Raw genomic sequence first — 17,840 nt, 5'->3', positions numbered from 1 at the left:
TTCGGCCTATTTTTTATCTTCAAAAAAACACTTCCGACATCTTGCTTCATATGCATCTTTTTCGCCCAGCATCACCTGTTGTTTTGAATCAGAAAGGCGGAAGGAAAATGCAGCCAAATCCCCACACTTCATACAGATCGCATGCACTTTAGTGACGTATTCTGCTACGGCCATTAGTTTTGGCATAGGCTCAAAAGGGGAACCCTCAAAATCCATGTCTAATCCAGCTAGAATTACGCGCTTTCCTTGTCTGGCTAGCTTTTGGGCAACTGTTACGATCTCAGCATCAAAAAACTGGGCCTCATCTATTCCCACCACATCACAGTCTCCACTTAATAAAAGAATGTCCCCTGCAAAATTCACAGGGGTGGATCGAATCGCATTTTCATTGTGGGAAACTACCTCTGTATCACTGTATCTTTTGTCTACAGAAGGTTTGAAAATCTCTACTTTCTGGCGTGCGATTTTCGCCCGATTCAGTCTACGGATCAGTTCTTCCGTTTTCCCGGAAAACATGGATCCACAGATCACTTCAATCTGACCTTTCTTTTCAGGAGATTTATTCCTTCCAAATGAAGGTTCGATAAACATACCTATTCGCTGTATTCTAAATGAGGAAATTTATTGATCTCAGCTACTCTGACTATTATTTCTCCAGAATCTAATTGAGCTTGGCAAGATAACCGTTCATTGGCTTTTAACCTTCCCAATTTTGAAAAATTCTCTTCTGCGGCTGTCATGGGACTCAGGTTTTCTGAACCTTTTTTCAAAATAATTTTACAGGTAGTACATCTGCCTTTTTTCCCGCAGGCATGCATCCAATCAATTCCATTTTCATGAATTAATTCGATAACTTTACGTCCAGGGGATTTCGAATAAATCTCGCGATTAAATAAATTTTGAATGACGATTCGAGGCATTTGTTCGTTGTTTTTAAAAACAGAACTCATCAATGACAATTCAAATTAACAGCAATTATTTAGAAAAATATGCCAGCGAATACGCTAGCATCGTTTGCGAAAGATTTTTTTCCAATAAGAAATACATCACGGGTCAGGATATTATCAAACTGACCAGTAGTACGCAGGTTAATTTCTTTGTGATCAAAAGGTTGTTTGAGCTTTGGCAGGAAGAATTGGCCAAGCTAAAAAGTAATCCCTATTTCGATTATCGGGATATCGCTGTTCATGATGCTCTTACACAGTTTATGAATGTGCTTTCCCGCAGAATCAAAGTGGAGAAGGACGATTTAAAACCATTGGTTGAAGCTGCTGTCTCCCAAGCTGTGTTTTTGGCAACTGATCCGGTTGGATACTACCAATCCGAGGTTTCCAAAGCACCAGACAGCAAAATAAATGATTACCTCAAGGAGAATAAAAAATATTACAAATGGCATGACCGCGCTGTTTCTTTCTTGATCGATAAAGCAGGGTTTGGACATGACAAAGGAGAATATTTAAGAGCAATCAGTGCGAATTATCAAGTAGTAAAAGACTCCTTGGAATCAGAGAATCTTTTATTAGCCACATTGGGTGATGTGAAGGCATTCAACTTGGATGCCTACTTGGAAAAAGAGAATGAACCGACTTTTTCTGCTCCGGAAACCAAACCTGTTCAGGAAACCAGTTCTTCATTTTTTGACCAAATGGAGGAGGAAAAGCCAGTCGAGCGAAAAGTGGAAGAACCAAAGGTGGAAGAACCTGTTTATAAGGAGCCCGTTTATGCAGAGCCTGTTTCAAAACCATCCAATGGAGCAGATCTTAATCCTTCGACTTTGAAATCCAGGTTTGCTTCTCAATCTTATAAAGGTATGAAAGGGGTTATTGGAGAGCTCTCTGAGAGTTTGGCTATCAACCAACGGTTTATGTTTACCAAAGAGCTTTTTGACGGAAACTCGGATTTATTGACCCATGCCTTGAAATCAATAGATGATTGCCGTACCTTTAATGAAGCCATTCAGCTTGTTAATCAGAGATATGTGCATGAGTTGAATTGGGAGACCGATACAGAACCTGTTCAGGAATTTCTGTTATTGATCTACAGAAAATTTGATGAAGTTTAAACTTCATTTGTTTGATTGATGAAAAGGGCATTTTTTAATGCCCTTTTTTTTAAAATTTTTTTCAATCTCTTTCTAAACTCAGAGTATTTGTTTAAATCACAGATTATCTAGAATTTGAAGAAATTATTTTTAGTAGAAATATTTAATATAAATGGCCAAAAAGCAAAAGGGAATAGATGATATTCCTGAGTTTGATGAAGGGTTAGATATCGTTGATAATTATTGGTACCTGATCAATTACTTGAGAGATCTGATTAAAGCCTCTGAAATCAAAGCGGGCTTGGTCCTTTCATTTTATGGTCTTTTAATCAATGTTTTCTTTCAGTTTTCTGACCATTTGATTGAGGTGGCTGGAAGTGATCCGTTCATTTACATTTTTTTATCCTTATGGTTTTTGTTTAGCGTTATCTCCATTTATTATAGCTTTAGATGTTTTATGCCGCAGATAGAAAGCAAGTTCGATAAGAGCGTTTTCTTCTTTGGTGATATTATCCATTCCTATGGTACGATCAAGGAATATGTTAGAGTTCTTGAAAAAATTAGTATAGAAAGAAGACCCTATTTGGATCAATTAGGGGAACAAGTTTATATCAATGCAAAGATTACAGCAGCGAAATTCCGTAATGTCAACCTATCAATTCGCTTTCTTTCCTTTAATATTGGCCTATTGTTTGTTTTTATTTTGTATTATGCCTTAAGAACAGCGTTACAAGGCTGAAAAATCTTTTTCAAATAAATGAAAGGATACCTAAAACTGAGAAAAATTGTATTGGATAAATTAAAGGCAAACCTGCCTGATTATTTATCATACCATGGCATGGATCACACATTGGATGTGCTGAATGTTTGTGAGCAATACATCAAAAGACTCAAGCTCAACGAGGAAGAAAGGTATTTGTTAAGAATGGGAGCTATTGTACATGACATGGGTTTTTTGAAAGGACCTGCCAATCATGAAGCTGTTGGCTCGGAAATGGCAGCTGAAATCATGACTGATCTCGGAATGCCGGGAAATTATATTGCAGAGGTAAAAGGTCTCGTAATGGCTACAAAAATTCCCCAGACACCTTTAAATGATCTTCAAAAAATAATCTGTGATGCAGACCTGGATTATTTAGGTCGTTCGGACTATCCGGAAATAAGCAGCAGGCTCTATCAGGAATTGAAATACATGAAAGTCTTGGAAACTGAAGAACAGTGGAAAAATCTTCAGATTAATTTTTTGAAAGCGCATCATTTTCAAACCCCTTTCGCTGTGAAAAACAGGGAGCCGAAAAAACAGGAATGGCTTAAAAAGCTTCTTGAATCCTGATTTATCCCAATCTTCCCAATTGCATTGCTCTCGAAGAATCCATTTTGACGAAGATGAAAAGCAAAATGGTAAAGGACCAAAGCGAAGAACCCCCATAGCTAAAAAATGGTAAAGGAATCCCTACCACAGGGAAAAGTCCTATGGTCATTGCAATATTGATCATAAAGTGAAAAAGCAGAATGGAAATGACCCCATATCCATAGATTCTGGAAAATCTGGTTTTCTGGCGCTCAGCCATTATTACCAATCGCACCAAAAGAGTTACGAATAGTCCGATTACTATCAAGCTACCAATCCAGCCAAATTCCTCTCCTAGTGTGCAAAAAATAAAATCTGTGTGCTGCTCAGGTACGAAATCAAATTTTGTTTGCGTTCCCTCCAAATAGCCTTTTCCTAATAATCCCCCGGATCCAATAGCAATCTTAGACTGTGTTACATTCCAACCCACTCCTAATGGATCCAAATTGGGATTGAAAAGGACCATAACCCGGTTTTGCTGGTGGTCTGGAAGTTTAGAAACAACAAAATCGATACTGTAGCTATAGGCAATCATGCCCAATCCAATTAATGAGAATACCACAATCCTCTGCCAGGTCTTTTTCCCCATTAGGATAAGAATCAGGATTATTATGGCAATTGCTGCGACCAGATAAAGGTTGTTTTCTATGCCCAAGGATAGAAGTGTCAAAGCAATAAATCCAAAACCTAGGATGTAATAGCGTTGGGGCAATCCTTCACGATAAAACATCACAAGCAAAGAAAAATACACCATTGCTGTTCCAGTATCTGGCTGCAAAAGGATCAGAGCCACAGGAAGCAGTAAGACACCAAAAGCGATGAGTTGATTTTTGGTTTTGGTCAAATCAAAGGTAGGCCGTTCCATCACCTTGGCTAGTGCTAATGCAGTAGCCAATTTTGCAAATTCACCTGGCTGAATTCGGAAGGAACCAACGCCGACAGTCAAAACCTGACCGTTTACTTCTTTTCCTATAAATGGAGTGACGACCAATAAGGCAATGAAAAAAATGTAGATAAATAGAGATAGGTTTTCAAAGAAACGGTAATCCGCCACCATGATCAGTACAATCAAAACCACAGATATACCAATTCTTACAAGCTGCTGACCGGAGTTGATAGACATGTCAAACATGCTTTGAGGGGCTTGACTATCATATACTGCAGCATAGATATTGAACCAGCCAAAAATGACTAATGCAAAATAAATGGCCACAACTAGCCAGTCAACCCGATCAATATGTATGTCTGATTCCCGCATTAATAAATGAAGTTACCTGCTAGCACATATTGCTCCAATTCAGGTCTGGTTATTTCTTTACGGATGTATTTTTCGATCATCAATGAAGCAGTACTTGCTGCTGCACGACCACCCCAACCAGCATTTTCCACATATACTGCGATAGCAATTTTAGGGTCACTTTTTGGTGCAAAAGCAACGAAGACCGAGTGATCTTCCCCGTGTGGATTTTGCGCAGTCCCTGTTTTACCGGCAATTTCGATGTCTTTGATAATAGCTCTGGTCGCTGTTCCATAGAGTGCCTGCGCCATCGCATCTTGAATCATATCAAAATGATAGGAATCAACCCCCACTTCGTTTTTGATCTGGTATTTTTCTGGAATCTGATTCGGATCTCCATTTATAGCTTTCACCAAATGAGGAGTGTAGTAATATCCTTTATTGGCAAAAATTGCAGCCAAATTCGCCATTTGAAGTGGAGTGACAAGCATTTCTCCCTGGCCTATTGAAAGAGAGTAAATGGTTGAATATTTCCATCTTCCTTCTCCATAAAATCTATCATAATATTTACTGGAAGGAACGTCTCCACCTTTTTCATTTGGCATGTCTACTCCCAATCTACCGCCAAGTCCAAACTTTAGGACTTTTTCTCTCCATGCATTCAAGCCGATTTCAGTGTCCTTGTAAGTGTTTGAAGATTTTTCTTGATTGATGATTTGTCGGAAAGCCTGATGATAATAAGGATTACAAGAATTTCTGATCGCTCCGAATAAATTGACCGGAGAGGGGTGATTATGGCAAGCAACCAAAGACTTGTTGCAGGCAAAGGTTGTTTCGGGAGTCAGAATCCCTTCTTGCAGACCTATTAAACTTTGTACTACTTTGAAAATTGAACCAGGAGGATATGTAGCCATAATTGGACGGTTGAAAAGCGGTTTGCTTTCATCCGAATTAAGACTTCTATAAGTGTTGCTAAAGTCAGCTCCAGTTAGATCGTTTGGATCATAAAAAGGAGCAGAGATCATAGCTAAAATTTCCCCTGTCTTTGGCTCGATAGCTACTACTGAACCTTTTTTTCCATTCAGCAGCATTTCGCCATAGCGCTGCAACTCCATATCTATGGTAGAAGTAATGTTGGTTCCGGCTACAGAGGCGGTATCGTATTCCCCATCTTTGAAAGGGCCTTTATCCACTCCTCGGACGTTTACCATTTTGTATTTCACACCTTTCTGTCCACGGAGTTGATTCTCGTAGAATCGCTCCATTCCACTCAAACCAACATAATCCCCTTGACGGTAATAGTTGGAAGAATCAGATTCTAACTGTCGGGCATTTATCTCACCGATATAGCCTAAGGCGTGTGCTGCAATGGGAAGAGGGTAGGATCTGACTGATCTTGTCATGATAAACAAGCCTGGATAATCAATCAGATAATCCTGAATTCTTGCAAAATCAGTCGTTGAAATTTGCTTGATGAGGGGAGAAGGTTTTACTGGCGAATATTTCCTTGCAGCCGTATATGCTTCAATAAGCTCTTCTTTGGTAATGCCAAAAATATCCAGGAATCGAGTGGTGTCCCCAACTTCAAATTCTTTTGGTACCAGCATCAAGTCAAAAATAGGATTGTTGTAAACCAGCAATTTTCCGTTGCGGTCATAAACAAGCCCTCGGTATGGATGATCTACCACTCTTTGAATAGCATTCCTCTCAGCTTTTTTCATAAAGCTGTCATCCACCACTTGAATCAGAAAGAGCTTTGTTAAAAGCACTACACCGACCAAGAAAATAAAAATTACGATTGCTACAGGTCTTTGGTCATTCATCAGATTCCCCTCCTTCTTTTGAAGAACAGTAGTTGTACAATAATAGCCAAAACCACTGTAAAAATCGAGGAGAACAAGCTTTTGTTTAAAACTCCAAAAAAGCCTCCAGTTCCCCACTGATCAGCTATGAAAAATACCAGACAAAAGCCAAATATGAGAGGTAAGGAGTAGCTGATAAACCAGCCCATTCCCAATTCCTGAAGGGTTGGGTTGCTGGAATCATCATAACCTCCATTCGGCTTTAATATTTTCAGCCAATAAGGTCTTAAGAAAGCTAGAAATGTTGCGGATGCGGCATGCAATCCCAGTGTATCGTAAAACACATCCACTAAGAGTCCAATACAAAAACTGATTAGAATCAAAGAAACATGTTGAATTTGCATCGGTAAGCTGAGGATCCCGATCAAATAAATAAAACAGAAAGCCACACCAAATAAGGCCAGGTTCTTTAGCAAAAGAATCTGCACTAATCCTAAAATCAAAAGGAGAAAAATAAATGAAATCAGGTTTCTAAAATTCATTGGGTACTTCTGATTGTTGGTATAAAGAATCTAGTTCCTCGATTTGATTATTTTCTACAAGATAGACGTATGAAATTTTACTGAAATCTGTGGTCAGCTCAATATCAATATCCAAATAATTGGGATCTTGGGATTGACTCACAGCGGAGATGACACCTATTTTAATACCTTTTGGAAATACCGCATTAAAACCGGAAGTCACCACCGTATCTCCAGCCTCTGCTTTTACGTGACGGGGCACATAAAGCATTTTCGCTTTTTTGGAGTCTTTCCCATCCCAATTGATGGATCCAAAAACTTCATTGGTTTTGATTTTGGAGGAAACGAGTAGTCCTGTGTTAAGCAACGAAATCCCAACCGCATAATTGTTGGAAACAGATTTTACTCTTCCTACTACACCACTTTCATTGAAAATCCCCATGCCTGGTTTCACACCCTGATTTTTACCTTTATTGATGGTCAGGTGATTTTGGGCGTAGCGCAAGGAATTACTGATTACACGAGCGCCTATGAATTCATAGTTTGTTGCTAAAGCAGAATCCAAACTGATCGCTGTGCTATCAGGATCTGAACTTAAGATTTTTAACTGTTCCAACAACCGCGCGTTTTCTACTACCAAAGCTTCATTCGCTTGGGCAAGTGAGAAAAAGTCAGAGATGTCGGATCTGGTTTCTAAAACAGAACCGACTACAGCATTGGAACTATTAAAGAAAGCTGCACCCTGAGGAGAATTATTTGCGACTAAAAGCCAAATTGCCACTACTTCAAGTAAGACAAAAAGAAGAAAAGACCTTAAACTATAAAGGAATTGAAGGATGCGTAGCATTCAGGGTTTATGTCATCAATACTGTTCTGAAATTCTGTACATTTTTCAAGGCAGTGCCAGTACCTCTAACCACAGCTCTTAGTGGATCTTCGGCAATGTGAATTGGCAACTTGGTTTTTTGATGCAATCTCTTATCCAGCCCTTTTAATAAAGCTCCACCACCTGTTAGGTGAATCCCGTTATCATAAATATCTGCAGATAGTTCCGGTGGCGCAATTTCAAGCGCTTTAAGAACTGCCTCTTCAATTTTGGAAACAGATTTGTCTAAAGCAAATGCAATCTCTGAATAAGAAACCTTAATTACTTTCGGTATACCAGTCATCAAATCACGACCTCTGATTTCGTAATCTTCCGGAGGCTCATCAAGTTCAGTCAGAGCGGATCCAATCGCGATTTTTACTTTTTCAGCAGAGCGCTCGCCAATCAACAAGTTATGCTGTCTTCTCATGTAGTCCAGGATATCCTTTGTAAAAGTATCTCCTGCCACACGGATAGACTGATCAGCCACAATTCCTGAAAGTGCAATCAAAGCGATTTCTGTTGTACCTCCCCCGATGTCCACAATCATCGAACCCATAGGTTTTTCGATGTCAATGCCAATACCAATTGCTGCTGCAATCGGTTCAAAAATCATATAAACCTCCTTTGCCCCGGCATGTTCGGCGGAATCTCGAACCGCTCTTTTTTCCACTTCTGTAATCCCTGAAGGAATACAGATCACCATTCGGTGGGATTGGGGGAACATTCCTTTTTTCTGACCAGGAATCATTTTGATCAAGCCACGGATCATTTGTTCTGCAGCATAGAAATCAGCAATCACACCGTCTTTTAAAGGACGGATGGTTTTGATGTTTTCATGCGTTTTTTCATGCATGTTCATTGCTTCTCGACCAACAGCTAAAACTCTGTTAGTTGTTTTGTCAATAGCAATGATGGAAGGCTCATCCACCACTATTTTATCCTTATGGATAATCAGGGTATTGGCCGTACCTAAATCGATGGCTATATCACTAGAGAAAAAATCGAATAATCCCATTTTTGACTTTTTGTTGGCTTGAATTGGAGTTTGATGTTTAATATAGTACGACTTGCACTCTTTATTAAACGGGGGTCGGCAAAATTATTACCTTAATGTTAGAATTCTGAAAGAAACCCGATATTTTTTGGGTTTAATAGTGAAATAATCAATAAGCTCATCCTATTCCGAGTCCTGAAAATTTAGGTCGTTTCTGAATGCCCGCTTATAAAAGCGGCTCTTTGTAGATTTTTTACTCAAATTGTTTTTACACCAAATTTATTTTACATTTGTGCCGTATTCGAAAGTTTCTGGAGGGGACCACATGTCCCCTCTTTCATTATGCATACTATGTCCGAACTGAAGCAATCTATAGAAGAAATAGTAGAAAAGCATCTTCCTGATGAATCTCATTTCATTGTGGATGTCAACATGGCCTCTAAAGCTGGAAAAACGACCCTTAGCATCTTGATTGATGCAGATCAGGGATTGAATATTCAGACTTGCGCCGATGTGAGCAGAGCTGTTTCTGAGGAGTTGGAAGCAAAAGACCTAATGCCTGGTGCCTATGTTTTGGAAGTTTCATCTCCTGGGTTGGATTTTCCATTGAACAGTAAGAGACAATTTCAAAAAAATATTGGCCGTGACATCAAAGTTTTGCGAACCAGTGGAGAGGAGTTGCTAGGGAAATTAGTAGAGGTAGAAGAAGCCAGCGTGAAAATGCTGGTGAAGAAGAAAGAAAAAGGCAAAAAAGCCACAGAGGAGGAAGTTGAGCTTCCTTTTGAAGAAATGAAAAAAACAATCGTACAAGTATCTTTTAAATAACTCAAATGGATGCCAAAATCTTAATAGAATCTTTCGCAGAGTTTGCGAGATCTAAAAATGTGGATCGACCAACCATGATCCGTATCCTGGAAGATGTGTTCAGAGCAATGATTAGAAAGAAGTTTGAAACAGACGAAAACTTCGATGTGACAATCAATGCTGATAAAGGTGACCTAGAGATTTTCAGAATCCGAGAAATCGTCGATGATAATTCTGAAGACATTTGGGACTTCGATAAAATCAGTTTGTCTGATGCACGCAAGATTGAGCCTGATTTTGAGATCGGTGAAGAAGTATACGAGAAAATAGAACTGGAAGAATTTGGAAGAAGAGCTGTACAAATGGCTCGTCAGACATTGATCCAGAGAATCAAGGATCTTGAAAAAGATATCCTATATAATAAGTATGAAGAGCAGGTTGGAGAAATCGTTTCAGCTGAAGTTTACCAGATTTTGGGAAGAGAGATCTTACTCATGGATGGTGAAGGCAATGAATTGATTCTTCCAAAAGGGGAGCAGATACCAAAAGACAGATTTAGAAAAGGAGATTCCGTAAAAGCTATCGTCCACAGAGTGGATATGATGAACGGAAATCCTAAAATCATCTTGTCTAGAACCTCTCCGGTTTTCTTGGAAAGATTATTCGAAAATGAAGTTCCTGAGGTATATGACGGATTAATCACTATTGTGAAGATTGTTCGTGAGCCAGGAGAAAGAGCGAAAGTGGCTGTAGAATCTTATGATGACAGAATTGATCCAGTTGGAGCATGTGTTGGGATGAAAGGTTCTAGAATCCATGCAGTAGTTCGCGAGCTTCAAAATGAAAATATCGACGTAATCAATTACACAGATAATCTGGAATTATATGTAACCAGAGCTTTGAGCCCTGCTAAGGTATCTTCTATTACTGTCAACAAAGAATCCAAAAGGATTTCTGTATTCCTGAAGCCGGATCAAGTATCCCTTGCTATCGGTAAAGGAGGATTCAATATCAAGTTGGCCAGTAAATTGGTAGAATACGAAATTGATGTATTCCGCGAATTGAATGAATACGAAGAGGAAGATGTTGATCTGGTAGAATTCGGAGACGAAATCGAATCTTGGATCATCGAAGAATTGAAAAAAACAGGATTGGATACTGCAAAAAGTGTCTTAACCCTAAGTAAGGAGGATTTACTCCGAAGAACAGAACTTGAGGAAGAGACGATCGATGAGATATTCCGTATCCTCAGACAAGAATTTGAACAATAATACAGGGGATTTCCCAATTTAAATACCCTATTTTACTTAAGATTTCGAAAGAGGTTTTTGCTTATGTCAGAAGAAAAAATGATGCGATTAGGCCAGATAGCCAGAAAACTCAACGTGGGAACGGCGACCATAGTTGAGTCAATGGCTAAAAAAGGCTTTGAGGTGGAGAATAATCCGAATTCCAAAATCAGTATGGAACAAGTTGAGATGCTGAGAAAGGAATTCAAGTCTTCTGCCCTCGATAAAGAAGAGGCTTCCCACCTCTCGATAGGGAAGCGCCATGAGCCTATTTCGATGGAGCCAGAAACTCCAAAGCAAGAAAAGGCTCCTGAACCAGCCCCAGCTCCAGTAGAGACTCCGAAGCCAGCACCTACGCCGGCTCCAGCTTCTACACCTGCGCCTACGCAAACGCCGAAAGAAGAAGTTAAGCCTGTGAAGGCTGAAGAACCTGCGCCTACGCCTGCACCTAAGCCAGCTGCAGAACCTAAAGCTGAGCCTGCTCCTGCTAAACTCGAGACTGAGTCTCCGAAATTAGAGGGAATTAAGGTGCTTGGTAAAATTGATTTAAGTAGCAATAAGCCAACTCAAAATCAAAAACAAGGTGGCCAAGGAAATCAATATAAAGGCAATAAGCCTGGAGGCGACAATAGAAAGCCTCAGCATCAACAAAGACCTGGTCAGGAAAACAAGAAGCCTGGAGCACCGCACCAACAAAATGCACCCAAGCAAAATACACCTCCTGCTAAGCCTACGCAAGCTCCTAAACCAGCTGCACAAGCTCCGGTTAACCCAGCCTCTGACGAAACAACTCCAAGCGAATTGATTTCTGCAAAAGCAGATTCCTTAAAAGGTCTAACAGTACTTGGCAAAATCGAACTTCCTGCAGATAAGCCTAAGAAAAAAGGTGGACCTGTAGCATCTTCTGACGAAAGAGGAAGAGATAAAAAGCGTCCAAGAAAACGTATAGATAAAGGTGGTTCTAACAATGCCGGAAATAGAAATGCCGGTGGACCAGGACAAGGAGGCGGTAACCGCCCTCAAGGTCAAAAAGGAAACAACCAAAATAGAGGTGGCGGCCAGAACCGTGTTCAGAAGGCCGAGCCAACTCAAAAAGAAATACAGGATCAAATCAAACAGACTCTTGCAAGATTGCAAGGCAATAAGCCTGGTGGAGGAAAATCCAAATCAAGAAGAGACAAGAAAGCAGAAAGAGAGCGAGAGACTGATCTTGAAAACGAAGAAACAAAATTGCTTAAAGTCACAGAATTTATTTCTGCAAATGACTTGGCGGCCTTGTTGGACGTTTCTGTAAACCAGATTATCTCTACTTGTATGTCTTTGGGTATGTTCGTTTCGATCAACCAGAGACTTGATGCAGAAGCCATTACTATCATCGCAGATGAGTTTGGATATGATGTTGAATTCACCAAATCCATCGAAGATGAAATTGTCGAAGAAGTAGAAGATGATCCGGAAGATTTGATCGAAAGAGCTCCGATCGTTACGATCATGGGTCACGTCGATCATGGTAAAACTTCCTTGTTGGATTATATCCGTACTTCAAAAGTTACTGCAGATGAGGCGGGTGGTATCACACAGCACATTGGTGCTTATGATGTGATGACCAAAACAGGTCATAAAATCGCATTCCTTGATACTCCGGGTCACGAAGCGTTTACCGCGATGAGAGCTAGAGGTGCTAAAATTACTGACGTGGCAATTATCGTAATCGCTGCCGATGACAGCATCATGCCTCAGACTAAGGAAGCTATCAATCACGCACAAGTGGCGGGTGTTCCAATGATTTTTGCAATCAACAAGATTGATAAGCCGAATGCCAATCCTAATAAAATCAAGGAAGAGCTGGCAAATATGAATTTGTTGATCGAAGAGTGGGGTGGTAAATACCAGTCTCAGGAATTATCAGCGAAGACAGGTGAAGGTGTCGATGAGTTGCTTGAAAAAGTACTTCTTGAAGCAGAAGTTTTAGAACTGAAGGCAAATCCTGACAAAAATGCGGTAGGAACTGTAATTGAAGCTTCCTTGGATAAAGGTCGTGGATATGTGACTACCATCATGGTTCAAAGTGGAACTTTAAATATCGGTGATATTACTTTGGCAGGTAAACATTACGGCCGTGTGAAGGCTATGTTTGACCACAAAGGTAAAAAGCTAAAAACTGCAGGACCTTCTACTCCGGTACAGTTACTTGGTTTAAGTGGAGCTCCTCAAGCAGGCGATATCATCAAAGTTTACGATACTGAAAGAGAAGCAAGAGAAATTGCAAACTCTAGAGAGCAAATTCAAAGAGAGCAAAACCTTCGTACGAAGAAGCACATTACCCTTGATGAAATTGGACGTCGTTTGGCAATCGGATCTTTCAAGGAATTGAATATTATCATCAAAGGTGATGTGGACGGTTCTGTTGAAGCGCTTTCTGATTCCTTATTGAAGCTTTCTAAAGATGAAGTAAAAGTGAGCATCATCCACAAAGGTGTTGGTCAGATCTCAGAATCTGATGTATTGCTAGCTTCTGCATCTGATGCGATTATCCTCGGATTCCAGGTTAGACCTTCTGCGAATGCTAAGAAATTGGCTGAGCAGGAAGAAATCGAGATTAGACATTACTCAATCATCTATGATGCGATCAACCAAATCAAAGATGCGATTGAGGGAATGCTTGAGCCAGAATTTGAAGAGGTTATCACTGGTAACATTCAAGTTCGTGAGGTATTCAAGATTTCTAAAATCGGTACCGTTGCAGGTTCTTATGTAATGGACGGATATATCACCCGTAAAAATAAGATCAGGGTTATCCGTGACGGTATTGTGATTCATGAAGGTGAAATCGATCAATTGAAGCGATTCAAAGATGATGTAGCTGAAGTGAAAGCAGGCTACGAATGTGGTATTTCCATCAAGAATTTCAACAACATTGAAATTGATGATACCATTGAAGGCTACGAAATGCGTGAAATCAAGCGAAAAAAATAAGTTCGCTCGAATAAATACTAAGAAAAGGAACGGGAAGCCGTTCCTTTTTTATTTTTGACCTATGATAGAGGCAATTCTTTTTCTTCTCAAATTTTTCATTGGAATTTCCATCCTACAACTGGTTTTGGGATTGATCAAGCCAGTATATGTCCTATGGTTTTTGGATAGATCGAATCGATTGAAAGTTCTGAAGATCTTTGGTACTGCAATTCTAGTATTAAGCTGTATTTATTTTGTTGTTGATTTTTGTTTTGAAAAAACATAGAAATACCAATTAAAATTTGGATTAACCCAAATTGAATTATTTCCAGAGAGGTTTTTAATTATTTATTGGGGAAAGCCTGATTTTATATTTACTTTTCGCATTGTAAAGTGTCTGAATTGAAAAAATTCTCTTCCATATTACTTCTGTTGTGTTTTGCCATCTACCATTTTGGCTATTACGCTTTCTATTTATCCTTTGATAGCCACCTTGAATCCAAGTGGGAGGATAAAGTGTATAGCATGCAAAATGGAGATTTGGAAGAGAGAATAATGGAAGTCCCATTGTCAGTTCCATACATGTCTTTTCAAGAGGATTTTCAAGTGACAAATACCCGATTTGAAAAAGACGGAAAGTATTATCGTGCCATTAAGCAACGATACATCAATGACAAATTGCAGATAGTTTATGTGCCTGATACTGCAAGAAAAGTACTTGACAATACAGTTAAAAAATGGATTTCATCCTTAGTAGATGATGAACTCCCTTCCGATCAGGGAAGTAAATCACTATTGAAGAATTTCGTGAAGGATTACATTCAAAGTGAAGATTTTACATTTAAGGCTTATTCTACAAGAATCGATAATAATTTAATAGGGTTTATTTTTTCAGCTTATCAAAATCCGGTGTTCACCCTTGATTCACCACCTCCCCAGTTTTCTTGATTTTTTATTCGAATACATCTTATTCGATAACTAATTGATTTTCTGAATAAGAGAATTTTAATCTTTTGAAAGTATCTCATTTCAAGTACTTAACAATTTACCCTATAACAATGAAAAAAATTACTACTATTATAGCAGTAGCCATGTTACTGTGTACAATAAATTCATACGGCCAGGGCTGTGTAGCCATTCGCCAGTTTTCTGGATTGGGAAATGCCGTAGGACAAGGAAATATGCTGGAAAAAGGCGAATGGAATATTTCAGCAAATTACCGGTACTTCAAATCATTTAGACACTTCAGAGGAACACACGAAGAAACAAATCGTGTGGAGGATGGAACTGAGGTAATCAACCATCAACATGGTGTTGATTTCAATATCAGTTATGCATTTAATGAAAGAATCTACGGAATCATTTCTCTGCCTTTGCAGTACAATGAGCGCAGTTCTTTGTATGAACATGGGCGTACTGAAAGACATACAACTTATTCAAAAGGATTTGGAGACATGCGAATCGGTGCTGGATATTGGTTGCTTTCAGGGGAAAAAGCTAAAAAAGGCAATACTGCCATTGGCTTGGGGATTAAATTTCCAACAGGTGATTATGCCGCTACCAGTACCTTTTATAATCAAGGGACTGAAGGGGTTGCTGAAGTGAAAACAGTAGATCAATCTATCCAACTTGGCGATGGCGGTACAGGTTTGATTGTAGATTTCCAGGGTTTGTGGAATATTAAAAGTACCTATTTCTGGTATTATGATGGTTTCTACATGTTTAATCCAAAAGAAATGAATGGAACCCCAACCAATAGAAGAAGAGAAAATGAGGCTATCATGAGCGTGCCGGATCAGTATGCAGTGAGAACCGGTGTTTTCAAATCTTTCGAGAAAATCCATGGATTGGGGATTTCACTTGGCGGCCGCATGGAGGGAATTCCAGTACGTGATGCTATCGGAGGCAGTAACGGTTTTAGAAGACCTGGATATATTGTTTCAGTGGAGCCAGGGATCAGCTATATGAAAGGAAATGTAACTGGAACCTTGAATGTGCCAATCGCTTTACTTAGAAATAGAACTCAAAGTGTTACTGATATCGAAAACTCAACTCCAGATGATGTTGTGCACGGAGATGCAGCTTTCGCAGATTATTTGATCAATTTTTCCTTGGCTTGGAGAATCCCTCGAAAAGTTGCTACTCCTTTTAACTCATTATAATTTATCTTGAAGTCAAAGAGCCTTTGCCGGTTCTTTGACTTCAGATTTTAGACTTTTTGTAGCCAGTACCATTAGCGAAATTGCAAGGATGAACAAGGCCGCGGCGATAAGAGAAAGTACATAAACTTCGTCTTGGAAGTTTCTCCAGGCAAATAATCCCAAAGACGCCAGCGTCACTGTAAACATGAAAAACATAGGAATGGTGACAAACCAAGCGTTTACTTTTTGTCGAATCATCCACACTGCAATGGTCAATAAAGCTAGAGCCGCCAATAATTGATTGGCTGAACCAAAAATTGGCCAAAGAGTGGTAAACTCTCCCGATGCCAACAATAGAATAGAAAAGCCTACAACAATACTTGTTGATAAATAGCGATTGGTTGCGACTGTTTTTGCTACAGGATGAGGAATGTCCTCAAAATATTCTTGAAGGGTAAATCTTGCCAACCTGGTGCAAGTGTCTAAAGTAGTCAGGGCAAAAGCAGACACGGTCAATGCAACAAATGCAACTGCAAATTCTTCGGGAATACCCAAACTTGAGATCATCCCTCCGAGACCAGTAGAAAATAACGCAACTGGGCCTTCTCCACTCAATCTGCTCATGAAATCTCCTCTTTCCAGAACCACAACGGCACTTACAGAAATGATGGCTAAGAAAGATTCAATCAACATCCCTCCAAATCCTACGACTTTTGCATCACTTGGCTTATCCAACTGTTTGGAAGTGGTTCCTGAAGCGACTAGGGAGTGGAAACCACTGATTGCTCCGCAGGCTATGGTGATAAATAATACTGGGAAAATATAGCCTAGACTTTCAGAAGACATCACGATTTCATTGCTCATTTTGACTTCTGGATTTGCAACAAAAATCCCTAAAACTGCCGCTAAGATCATCCCATATAATAAGAAGCTGTTTAGGTAATCCCGGGGTTGAAGAAGCAGACTGACAGGAGTCACTGAAGCAATAAATGCATAGCCCAGTAAAGCAAGAATCCAGATTTTATAATCTAAAAGCAATGGAATTTGCATTCCCACATAGACAAAAAAGTACATGAGGATTACTCCGATCGTACTTAGGATAACGAAAGCAATTTTTTTATTTCCTACGATTTTACTCACCCATCCAAAAGCCATAGCCAAGAAAATAAAGGAAATGGAGGCCGAGGCTACGCCTGGATTACTTACAAATGTCTTAGCGATAATATCCGCAAAAACAGCGATGACCAAAATTAGTGTGGAAAAACTAAAGAGAATGAATAATTGCTTGCCTCGGGGACCAATTTGCTTTCTGATGATAACTCCGATGGATTTTCCATCTGTTTTCAGTGAAGCTGCCATACTTCCCAAATCGTGAACAGCTCCAAAAAAGATTCCGCCAATTAAGATCCAGATAACCGCAGGGATCCATCCGAAAGTGATAGCGATGATTGGTCCAACAATAGGTCCCGCGCCAGCGATGGAGGCAAAGTGGTGGCCCAATACGACTATCGGTTTACTAGGCTCGTAATCTACTCCATCTTTGAACTCATGAGAGGGTGCAGGTTTATCATCTGTCAACCCAAATTTTCTATAGACATAGGAGCCATAAAATTTATAGGCTACAAAAAGAATGATTCCAGAAGCAAGTAAAAGCAAAGGGAGGTTCATAGTTGGGTATTTGGGTAAATGCTGAAATCACAGCTGAAAAGTGCTGTAAATCAATTATAACTCAAAATAAAGCAAATAAAGAAGGAGTAAAAAAGGAATTGTATACGAAATCAAAAAGAATTTAAGTTGGAATAAATGGGTTGCTATTTGATTACTGGTTTTATTTAAT

Annotated in this window: 16 protein-coding genes; 8 read left to right on the top strand and 8 right to left on the bottom strand. The window is 39.5% G+C overall.

Going from position 1 to position 17,840, the window contains the following annotated elements; translation table 11 throughout:
- Nucleotides 1–6: 6 nt before the first annotated feature.
- Nucleotides 7–591, bottom strand: a complete 585-nt coding sequence (locus J0A69_RS01665; protein WP_206584774.1) for a thymidine kinase — start codon at nucleotides 589–591, stop codon at nucleotides 7–9.
- A 2-nt stretch (nucleotides 592–593) separates the two neighbouring features.
- Complete coding sequence (locus J0A69_RS01660; protein ID WP_206585773.1) at nucleotides 594–920, bottom strand: 2Fe-2S iron-sulfur cluster-binding protein; 327 nt, start codon at nucleotides 918–920, stop codon at nucleotides 594–596.
- Nucleotides 921–952: 32 nt separating this feature from the next.
- On the opposite strand from J0A69_RS01660, the gene J0A69_RS01655 reads away from it, so the two are divergent.
- The 3 genes from J0A69_RS01655 (at nucleotide 953) to J0A69_RS01645 (ending at nucleotide 3,374) form a co-directional block, all read left to right on the top strand.
- The gene (locus J0A69_RS01655) at nucleotides 953–2,062 is read left to right on the top strand and encodes a hypothetical protein (RefSeq protein WP_206584773.1); all 1,110 of its coding nucleotides are present in this window, start codon (nucleotides 953–955) and stop codon (nucleotides 2,060–2,062) included.
- A 151-nt stretch (nucleotides 2,063–2,213) separates the two neighbouring features.
- Nucleotides 2,214–2,780, top strand: a complete 567-nt coding sequence (locus tag J0A69_RS01650) for a Pycsar system effector family protein (protein WP_206584772.1) — start codon at nucleotides 2,214–2,216, stop codon at nucleotides 2,778–2,780.
- 18 nt (nucleotides 2,781–2,798) lie between these two features.
- Nucleotides 2,799–3,374: an HD domain-containing protein gene (locus J0A69_RS01645; RefSeq protein WP_206584771.1), complete on the top strand. Its 576-nt coding sequence runs from the start codon at nucleotides 2,799–2,801 to the stop codon at nucleotides 3,372–3,374.
- Nucleotide 3,375: 1 nt separating this feature from the next.
- Here the strand turns inward: J0A69_RS01645 and rodA are convergent, their stop codons facing one another.
- The 5 genes from rodA to J0A69_RS01620 are packed head-to-tail and all read right to left on the bottom strand — an operon-like array spanning nucleotide 3,376 to nucleotide 8,835.
- Entirely contained in the window at nucleotides 3,376–4,650 is a 1,275-nt protein-coding gene (rodA, locus tag J0A69_RS01640) for a rod shape-determining protein RodA (protein WP_206584770.1), read from the bottom strand.
- A complete protein-coding gene (gene mrdA / locus J0A69_RS01635) occupies nucleotides 4,650–6,452 on the bottom strand; it encodes a penicillin-binding protein 2 (RefSeq protein WP_206584769.1) in 1,803 nt (600 codons plus the stop codon). The genes rodA and mrdA overlap by 1 nt, the downstream gene beginning before the upstream one ends.
- Entirely contained in the window at nucleotides 6,452–6,973 is a 522-nt protein-coding gene (locus tag J0A69_RS01630; RefSeq protein WP_206584768.1) for a rod shape-determining protein MreD, read from the bottom strand. The genes mrdA and J0A69_RS01630 overlap by 1 nt, the downstream gene beginning before the upstream one ends.
- Entirely contained in the window at nucleotides 6,963–7,799 is an 837-nt protein-coding gene (mreC, locus tag J0A69_RS01625) for a rod shape-determining protein MreC (RefSeq protein WP_206584767.1), read from the bottom strand. The genes J0A69_RS01630 and mreC overlap by 11 nt, the downstream gene beginning before the upstream one ends.
- Nucleotides 7,800–7,806: 7 nt before the next feature.
- A complete protein-coding gene (locus J0A69_RS01620) occupies nucleotides 7,807–8,835 on the bottom strand; it encodes a rod shape-determining protein (RefSeq protein WP_206584766.1) in 1,029 nt (342 codons plus the stop codon).
- A gap of 330 nt (nucleotides 8,836–9,165) precedes the next feature.
- On the opposite strand from J0A69_RS01620, the gene J0A69_RS01615 reads away from it, so the two are divergent.
- The 5 genes from J0A69_RS01615 to J0A69_RS01595 all read left to right on the top strand — a co-directional run bounded on the left by J0A69_RS01615 (nucleotide 9,166) and on the right by J0A69_RS01595 (nucleotide 16,024).
- Entirely contained in the window at nucleotides 9,166–9,639 is a 474-nt protein-coding gene (locus J0A69_RS01615; protein WP_206584765.1) for a ribosome maturation factor RimP, read from the top strand.
- A gap of 5 nt (nucleotides 9,640–9,644) precedes the next feature.
- On the top strand, nucleotides 9,645–10,889 hold the full coding sequence (gene nusA / locus J0A69_RS01610) for a transcription termination factor NusA (RefSeq protein ID WP_206584764.1): 1,245 nt from the start codon (nucleotides 9,645–9,647) through the stop codon (nucleotides 10,887–10,889).
- 63 nt (nucleotides 10,890–10,952) lie between these two features.
- Nucleotides 10,953–13,883, top strand: coding sequence for a translation initiation factor IF-2 (gene infB / locus J0A69_RS01605; RefSeq protein ID WP_206584763.1), 2,931 nt, complete (start codon nucleotides 10,953–10,955; stop codon nucleotides 13,881–13,883).
- A 381-nt stretch (nucleotides 13,884–14,264) separates the two neighbouring features.
- Nucleotides 14,265–14,810, top strand: a complete 546-nt coding sequence (locus tag J0A69_RS01600; RefSeq protein ID WP_206584762.1) for a hypothetical protein — start codon at nucleotides 14,265–14,267, stop codon at nucleotides 14,808–14,810.
- Nucleotides 14,811–14,920: 110 nt separating this feature from the next.
- The gene (locus J0A69_RS01595) at nucleotides 14,921–16,024 is read left to right on the top strand and encodes a transporter (protein ID WP_206584761.1); all 1,104 of its coding nucleotides are present in this window, start codon (nucleotides 14,921–14,923) and stop codon (nucleotides 16,022–16,024) included.
- 12 nt (nucleotides 16,025–16,036) lie between these two features.
- On the opposite strand, the gene J0A69_RS01590 is transcribed toward J0A69_RS01595, so the two are convergent.
- A complete protein-coding gene (locus tag J0A69_RS01590; protein ID WP_206584760.1) occupies nucleotides 16,037–17,671 on the bottom strand; it encodes a carbon starvation CstA family protein in 1,635 nt (544 codons plus the stop codon).
- Nucleotides 17,672–17,840 lie beyond the last annotated feature (169 nt).

The sequence above is a fragment of the Algoriphagus pacificus genome (assembly GCF_017254845.1).
Lineage (GTDB): Bacteria > Bacteroidota > Bacteroidia > Cytophagales > Cyclobacteriaceae > Algoriphagus > Algoriphagus pacificus.
The sequence above is the reverse complement of the archived record's forward strand: the minus strand, read 5'-3'. Positions and strand labels throughout refer to the sequence as shown.